The 6,831-nt window shown below is 67.0% G+C and carries 8 protein-coding genes and 2 tRNA genes; 2 read left to right on the top strand and 8 right to left on the bottom strand.

Annotated elements, in window-relative coordinates; translation table 11 throughout:
• Positions 1–65: 65 nt before the first annotated feature.
• The 8 genes from QMX79_RS19260 to QMX79_RS19225 form a co-directional block, all read right to left on the bottom strand.
• Positions 66–142, bottom strand: a tRNA-Arg gene (locus QMX79_RS19260).
• Between the two features lie 55 nt (positions 143–197).
• Positions 198–274: transfer RNA gene (locus tag QMX79_RS19255), tRNA-Arg, on the bottom strand.
• Positions 275–335: 61 nt separating this feature from the next.
• Positions 336–1,175, bottom strand: coding sequence for an alpha/beta fold hydrolase (locus tag QMX79_RS19250; protein WP_282248205.1), 840 nt, complete (start codon positions 1,173–1,175; stop codon positions 336–338).
• Positions 1,172–1,981 (bottom strand): bifunctional hydroxymethylpyrimidine kinase/phosphomethylpyrimidine kinase, encoded by an 810-nt coding sequence (gene thiD / locus QMX79_RS19245; RefSeq protein WP_282248204.1) that lies wholly within the window; start codon positions 1,979–1,981, stop codon positions 1,172–1,174. The genes QMX79_RS19250 and thiD overlap by 4 nt, the downstream gene beginning before the upstream one ends.
• A 42-nt stretch (positions 1,982–2,023) precedes the next feature.
• Positions 2,024–2,527 carry a hypothetical protein gene (locus QMX79_RS19240; protein WP_282248203.1) on the bottom strand — a complete coding sequence of 168 codons (504 nt, stop codon included), beginning with the start codon at positions 2,525–2,527 and terminating at the stop codon, positions 2,024–2,026.
• Positions 2,524–3,924 carry a PhoH family protein gene (locus QMX79_RS19235; protein WP_282248202.1) on the bottom strand — a complete coding sequence of 467 codons (1,401 nt, stop codon included), beginning with the start codon at positions 3,922–3,924 and terminating at the stop codon, positions 2,524–2,526. The genes QMX79_RS19240 and QMX79_RS19235 overlap by 4 nt, the downstream gene beginning before the upstream one ends.
• Before the next feature lie 81 nt (positions 3,925–4,005).
• The gene (locus QMX79_RS19230; RefSeq protein ID WP_282248201.1) at positions 4,006–4,485 is read right to left on the bottom strand and encodes a peroxiredoxin; all 480 of its coding nucleotides are present in this window, start codon (positions 4,483–4,485) and stop codon (positions 4,006–4,008) included.
• 81 nt (positions 4,486–4,566) lie between these two features.
• Positions 4,567–5,127 (bottom strand): glycine cleavage system protein R, encoded by a 561-nt coding sequence (locus QMX79_RS19225; RefSeq protein ID WP_019183297.1) that lies wholly within the window; start codon positions 5,125–5,127, stop codon positions 4,567–4,569.
• A 163-nt stretch (positions 5,128–5,290) separates the two neighbouring features.
• Here QMX79_RS19225 and dapA point away from each other — a divergent pair, with 163 nt between their 5' ends.
• Together dapA and QMX79_RS19215 are read left to right on the top strand one after the other, a co-directional pair.
• Positions 5,291–6,184 carry a 4-hydroxy-tetrahydrodipicolinate synthase gene (gene dapA / locus QMX79_RS19220; protein ID WP_282248200.1) on the top strand — a complete coding sequence of 298 codons (894 nt, stop codon included), beginning with the start codon at positions 5,291–5,293 and terminating at the stop codon, positions 6,182–6,184.
• A gap of 28 nt (positions 6,185–6,212) precedes the next feature.
• Positions 6,213–6,719, top strand: a complete 507-nt coding sequence (locus QMX79_RS19215) for a hypothetical protein (protein WP_282248199.1) — start codon at positions 6,213–6,215, stop codon at positions 6,717–6,719.
• Positions 6,720–6,831: the final 112 nt, after the last annotated feature.

The raw sequence follows: 6,831 nt of genomic DNA, 5'->3' as shown, positions 1-6,831 counted from the left end.
ACCAGGTACTCTATCCAACTGAGCTACGGGCGCGCTTGCATTGTCTGGTTGTTGCCGCGATGTAATGGTGCGCCCGGAGAGATTCGAACTCCCGACCGCCTGGTTCGTAGCCAGGTACTCTATCCAACTGAGCTACGGGCGCATTTACATCACGTTGTCTGTTGCTACCGGCAGAGGCGAAACTGCCAGCCTGTTGATGGTGCGCCCGGAGAGATTCGAACTCCCGACCGCCTGGTTCGTAGCCAGGTACTCTATCCAACTGAGCTACGGGCGCGTCAACAGGAGCGGAATTATGCGGATCGACGCCGCATCCGTCAACGCTTTTGTGAAGGACTTCATTCAAATGAATGAAAAAGCGCCTTCACCACGGCCTCCGGCGCCTTCATCCACGCGAAGTGGTCGGCCCGCGTGCCCAGCGTGCTTGCCGCTACGACGGACAGTGTGGAAGCGACCTGTGGCAGCTTGGCCAGCAGGCCCTGCATCGAGCCGGGAGGCGCCAGCCAGTCGTCGGCCAGCACCACCGCGTCGGCGTGGCCGTGCAGGCGCCGCATGCCGCCTTCCAGGTCCGCCTGCACGCCCTCCGCCGCGTAATGGTTGTTCAGGCCCACCCGGGCCCAGTCGCGGATCAGCCCGCGCGCTTCGGTGCCGCCAAAGCCGAGCCGGCGCCCATGCAGCACGCCCTGGCGCTGCGCCAGCCACGGCAGGAAGCGATACACCAGCGGCAGCGTCCAGCCGCGCGGGGCAGGGAAGGTGCGCCAATACGGGGTGCCGGTGGCGACCAGCCAGAAGCGTGCGAACACGCTGGGATGCAGGCCGGCGAACACGCAGGCCAGCTGCCCACCGAGGCTGTGCCCGCCGATGATCAGCGGCGCGGTGCCATGCAGGCGCAGCGCGGCCAGGCTGGCCGGAAGATCCTGCTCGAGGATTTCGCGGTAACCCCAGTCCTGCGCGCGCGACGGGCGCAGGCTGCTGCTGCCGTTGCCGCGCCATTCGTGCAGGAACACGCTGATGCCGCGTGCGGCCAGCGCATCGGCAAACGGCTGGTAGTTGCGCGCCGATACGCCCAGTGCCGGCAGCCACAGCAGCTGCGCGCGCGGCTGCTGTGGCACGCGCCCGATCAGTTCGAAGCGATGGCCGTCATCGGCCTGCACGGGAACCACCAGCGCGCGCGTCATGCCGGCCGCGCCGCGCCGAAGTGATCGAGCACCAGCACCTCGCTGCGGCCAGGCGTGTAGCCGCCCTGCAGGCCGCGTGCGACGTAATCGATGGCCGCCTCGCAGGCGTTCGGCAGCGACAGCCCGCAGCACAGCTGCGCGGCAATGGCCGAGGCCAGCGTGCAGCCGGTGCCATGCGCGTCCACCGGCAGCCGGGTGTGGATGAATTCTTCGCGGGTGACGCCATCGAAGTAGCGGTCGATCACCCGCGCACCTTCGGCCATGTGGCCGCCCTTGAGCAGCACCGCACCGGCGCCGAGGTCGAGCAGCGCGGCGGCGGCATCTTCGGCGTCATCGGCGTTTTCGATGCGGCGGCCGAGCAGCAGCTCGGCTTCGGGGGTGTTGGGGGTCAGCAGCGTGGCCAGCGGCAGCAGCCGCGTGCGCAGTGCATCCAGTGCGCTGCCTTCCAGCAGGCGCGCGCCACTGGTGGCCACCATCACCGGGTCCAGCACCACGTGGGTGGGGCGATGCTTCTGCAGGGCATCGGCGACCAGCCCAATCACCTCGGCGTTGGCCAGCATGCCCAGCTTGACCGCATGGATGTCGAAATCGGCGAAGCAGGCATCGATCTGTGCCTGCAGGAAGTCCAGTGGCGGCACGTGCACGGCGGTCACGCCGCGGGTGTTCTGTGCGGTGAGCGCGGCAATCGCCGACAGCCCATGCACGCGGTGCGCGGCAAAGGCTTTCAGGTCGGCCTGGATGCCGGCACCACCGCCGGAATCGGAACCGGCGATGGTGAGGACGGACACGGGGGTGGAAGGGCTCATCCCGCGATTGTGCAGCCGGGCGGCGCGTTGCGCCATCGGGTGCTACCCGGTCTTGCCGCCGTTGAACGCCAGCTCGGAGAACTCGCCACTGGCCGGATCGAACAGCGCGCCCCAGAACAGGTTGCCGCCATCGCACACGCGGATCGCTTCGCGGGCGGGGTCCATCTCGCTGTGGTCGGGCAGGCGGAAGGCGTTGAGGTAGATCAGCTTGCGGCCTTCCACTTCGATGCCGACGTACTGGCGGTCGAAATCGGTGACGTTGGGCACCTGGGCTTCCAGCGAAGGCAATCGGCTTTCCAGCTGTTCGATCTGCTGGCGGCTGGGCGCCCAGTAGCCGGTCACCCGCCCCGGCGTCTGGCCGGGGCTGGGACGCGAACAGGTATCGAGCACCTGGGCAACCACCAGCGGGCGGGTCACCACCCACGACTGGCCGGTCTTGACCGCCGTCGGCACGGTGGCACCGGGGCGGGTATTGGCGGGCGTGCAGGCAGCCGCCAGCGCGGCCAGCGCCAGCGGCAGCAACGCACGGGACAGGGAACGGTTCACAACACCTCCGAAGCGTAATCGGCCAGGCGCGAACGCTCGCCACGGCGCAGCGTGATGTGCGCGCTGTGCGGCCAGTTCTTGAAGCGGTCCACCGCGTAGGTCAGGCCCGAGGTGGTTTCGGTCAGGTACGGCGTGTCGATCTGTTCGACGTTGCCCAGGCAGACGATCTTGGTGCCGGGGCCGGCACGGGTGATCAGCGTCTTCATCTGCTTGGGGGTGAGGTTCTGCGCTTCGTCCAGGATCAGGTAACGCGACAGGAACGTGCGCCCGCGCATGAAGTTCAACGAGCGGATCTTGATCCGGCTGGCGATCAGGTCGTTGGTCGCCGCACGGCCCCAGGCGCCGCCTTCCTGGGTGTGGGTGAGCACTTCCAGGTTGTCGGTGAGCGCGCCCATCCACGGGGTCATCTTTTCTTCCTCGGTGCCGGGGAGGAAGCCGATGTCCTCGCCCACGCTGACCGTGGCGCGGGTCATGATGATTTCACGGTAGCGCTGCTGGTCCATGGTCTGGGCCAGGCCGGCGGCCAGCGCCAGCAGGGTCTTGCCGGTACCGGCGGTGCCGAGCAGGGTGACGAAATCGATCCCCGGGTCCATCAGCGCGTTGAGCGCGAAATTCTGCTCGCGGTTGCGCGCGCCGATCCCCCACACCGCATGGCTGCCATGGCGGAAATCGTTGACCAGCGACAGGGTGATCTTGCCGCTGCCGTCGACCTTGGCCACGCGCAGTTCGACTTCATCGTCGCCCGGCAGGTAGGCGTACTGGTTGGGATGCCAGTCTTCGTCATCGGTGGCCTGGATTTCGTAACTGGTCCGGCCCTTGTCGCTCCAGCTGCGCAGGTCGTTGGTGTGCTTCTTCCAGAAATCTTCCGGCAATTCGGTGGCGCCGGTGTAGAGCAGGCTGAAATCGTCCAGCGCGCGGTCGTTCTCGTAGTCTTCCGACACGATCCCGGCGATGGCCGCCTTGATCCGCAGGTTGATGTCCTTGGACACGAACACCACCGGGATCTCAGGCACCTGTTCCTTCAGCGCCAGGATCGCGCCGAGGATGGCGTTGTCCGGAATCACCGCGCCGAAGCTCTTGCCGGCATCGAAGTGGCTGGTCTGGAAGCGCAGCAGGCCCACGCTCTGCTTGCCGCGCAGCTGCAGCCCGTTCGGGCGCTGCAGCGGAATGCCGTCGGCCAGGTTGTCCAGGCCGGAGGCCTGCACCAGCTCGTTGAGGAAGCGGCTCACCTGGCGGGCGTTGCGGCTCGCTTCGGAGGTGCCCTTCTTGCCGTTGTCCAGCTCTTCGATCACCTGCATCGGCAGGTAGACATCATGCTCCTCGAACTTGAACAGCGCGGTTGGATCGTGCATGAGCACGTTGGTATCCAGAACGTAGATGCGCTTGCCTCGGGTCATCGTCATTTCCTGGTGGCAGAACAGGGACAAGCCATCACGACCTGCAGGGCAGGGTGATGGCCATTGTGGGGTGCAGGTGGGTCACTGGGTTTTCGCGGCCTTCAGCGCTTCAAGCACGGATTCGGCGTGGCCGGCGACTTTCACCTTGCGCCACGACTGCACGATACGACTGTCGGGAGAAATGAGGAAGGTGCTGCGTTCGATGCCACGCACCTGCTTGCCGTACATGTTCTTCAGCTTGATCACATCGAACGCGGTGCACAGCGCTTCGTCGCCATCGCTGACCAGCGGGAAGGCAAAGCCCTGCTTGGCGCAGAAGTTGTCGTGGGACTTGACCGAATCGCGCGAAACGCCGAACACCTGGGCGCCGGCGCGCTTGAATTCCGGCAGCAGGGCGTTGAAATCGATGCCCTCGGTGGTGCAGCCCGGGGTGCTGTCCTTGGGGTAGAAGTACAGCACCAGCCACTGGCCGGCGAGATCGCCGAGGGTGGTGTGGTCGCCGCCGGACAGGGCCAGCGGGAGGGCGAGGGTGGTGCTGTCCAGGGTATCGCCGTTGTTCATGAGGTCCTTGCTGCGGAGCCTGAGTGAAGCGTCTTACAACTGCATGAAACACCGCGCGTTCGTGATGAACGCGCGAAGCCGTCAGAACTTCATCGGGTCCATGATCGCGTCCAGGTTGAGGTGGTCGCAGAATTCGAGGAAATCGTCGCGCAGCGCGGCGATGTGCATGTTGGCGGGCACCCCGATGGTGACCTGCGCCGAGAACATCTCCGCGCCGGTCTGCATGGCGCGGTAGCGGGTGCTCTGCAGGTTTTCGATGGTGATGCCCTGGCGGTCGAAGAAATCGGCCAGCTGGAACAGGATGCCGGGCTTGTCGGCGGCGATCACTTCCACGATGTAGGGCAGCAGGTTGGACTGCGCCTGCTTGGCGCCGGTGCGGTACCACACCAGTTTCAGGCCTTCCTCGCGTTCGAGCCGGGTCAGCATGGCTTCCAGCTTGGCCACCGAGTCCCAGGAGCCGGTGGCCAGGGCGGTGACCGAGACATCGCGGCCCACGGTGGCAAGGCGGGCATCGACCAGGTTGCAGCCGCTGTCGGCGATGCGCCGGGTGACGGGCAGCAGGGGGGACTCCGGATGCGTCGTGTAGGCGTTGATCAGGAGATGGTTTTCGGTCGGCGCAGGCCGCGGCGTGGTGTCGGTCAAGGTGGTTCCGGTAATGCGGGATGAGTCTGAACGGCGCCGGCGACGGCGCGTTCGCCGGAGTCCAGCATACTTGCCCGCGCTTTCGACCCGCAAGTAACATGCAACGTACGTCCGACCGCGCTTCCAGCGGCCTTCGTCCCCCTTTCTTCCGAGCATCGTTTCCTTGTCCCTTTCCGGTCTCATCACCGCGCTGGCCACGCCTTTCCAGGCCAATGGCGCATTGGATCCCGACGGTTGGCAGCGCCTGCTGCACCTGCAACTGGAGGGTGGCGTTCACGGGGTGGTGGTCGCCGGGTCGACCGGCGAGGCCGCGACCCTGTCCGATGACGAATACGACCAGCTGCTGCGCAGTGCGGTCAAAACCGTCGCCGGGCGCGTGCCGGTGCTGGCCGGTACCGGCCTGTCGGGAACCGCCAAAACGATCGAACAGACCCGCCGGGCGGCGGCCAGCGGCGCGACCCACGCGCTGGTGGTGACCCCGCCGTACGTGCGCCCGACCCAGGCCGGGCTGATCGCGCACTACCGGGCGGTGGCCGACCAGGGCGGCCTGCCGGTGATCCTGTACAACGTGCCGGGCCGTACCGGCTGCGACATGCTGCCGGAGACGGTGGCCGAGCTGGCCGCGCACCCGAACATCGTGGGCATCAAGGAAGCGGTGGGCGATGTGGGCCGTGTCCAGGCCCTGCTGGCGCTGCGTTCGCCGACCTTTGCGATCCTCAGTGGCGATGACGGCACAGCCGCCCGTTCGATCCTGTCCGGGGTGGACGGGCTGATCTCGGTCGGCTCGAACGCGCTGCCCGGTGCCTACCGGCGCATGTGCGACCTGGCTGCGGCGGGCGAGCGCGAGGCCACCGAGGCCTGGGATGCCCGGCTGGAGCCGTTCCATGAATTCTGCGGGGTGGAACCCAACCCCATCCCGGTGAAGGACCTGCTGCGCCGGATCGGCATCGGCCACGGCCTGCGGCTGCCGCTGCTGCCGTTGTCGGCCGCCCACCACGCCGCCGCCGAACACCTGGCCACCGACATCGGTGCGCTCGAAGCCCTTTCCAGCCACTGACATCAGTGGCCTGACCCAGGAGATTCACATGCGTCAATCCGTTTCCGCCATCCGCGTGCTGTCGTTCGCGATTCTGGCCACCGCCACGCTGGCAGGTGTCACCGGCTGCAAGCGCGGCGTCAAGGGCGACTACGCACTGGCGCCGGAAGTGCGCCCGCTGGAAATCCCGCCGGATCTGAACGCCCCGGGCGCCAGCCCGGCCGCCCAGGTGCCGGTGCTGGCCTCGCAGGCCAACAAGCCGGCCCCGTCGCAGGCGCCGGCCAACAATGCCGGTTTCACCATCCCGGGCAGCAAGGACGAGGTGTTCGGCAAGGTCGGCACGGCGCTGGAGTCGGTTGAGGGCGTGAAGATCGCCAGCAAGGCCCAGCTGCTGGGCTCCTACGATGTGGCCTTCGAAGGCAGCGATTTCCTGGTCCGTGTGGTGGCCGTCGAAGCCGGCGCCTACATCTCGGCCGTGGATCCGCGCGGCCTGCCGGCTACCGGCGCGGCCCCGACCAAGCTGCTGGGTGAGCTGAAGGCCAAGCTGGCGCCGTAAGCCCCGTACGGCTTATTGCGATTGCAGATTGAAAGAGGCTGCCGGGCTTTGCCCGGCAGCCTTTTTGCATTTTGGCAAACAGCCGGTGGTTTTCGCATGGTCCGGGCTGGGC

Origin of the sequence: Stenotrophomonas sp. PS02300 (assembly GCF_029959395.1) — a bacterium.
GTDB classification, from domain to species: domain Bacteria; phylum Pseudomonadota; class Gammaproteobacteria; order Xanthomonadales; family Xanthomonadaceae; genus Stenotrophomonas; species Stenotrophomonas maltophilia_AD.
Note: the sequence above shows the minus strand (reverse complement) of the source record. Positions and strands in the feature narration are given on the sequence as shown.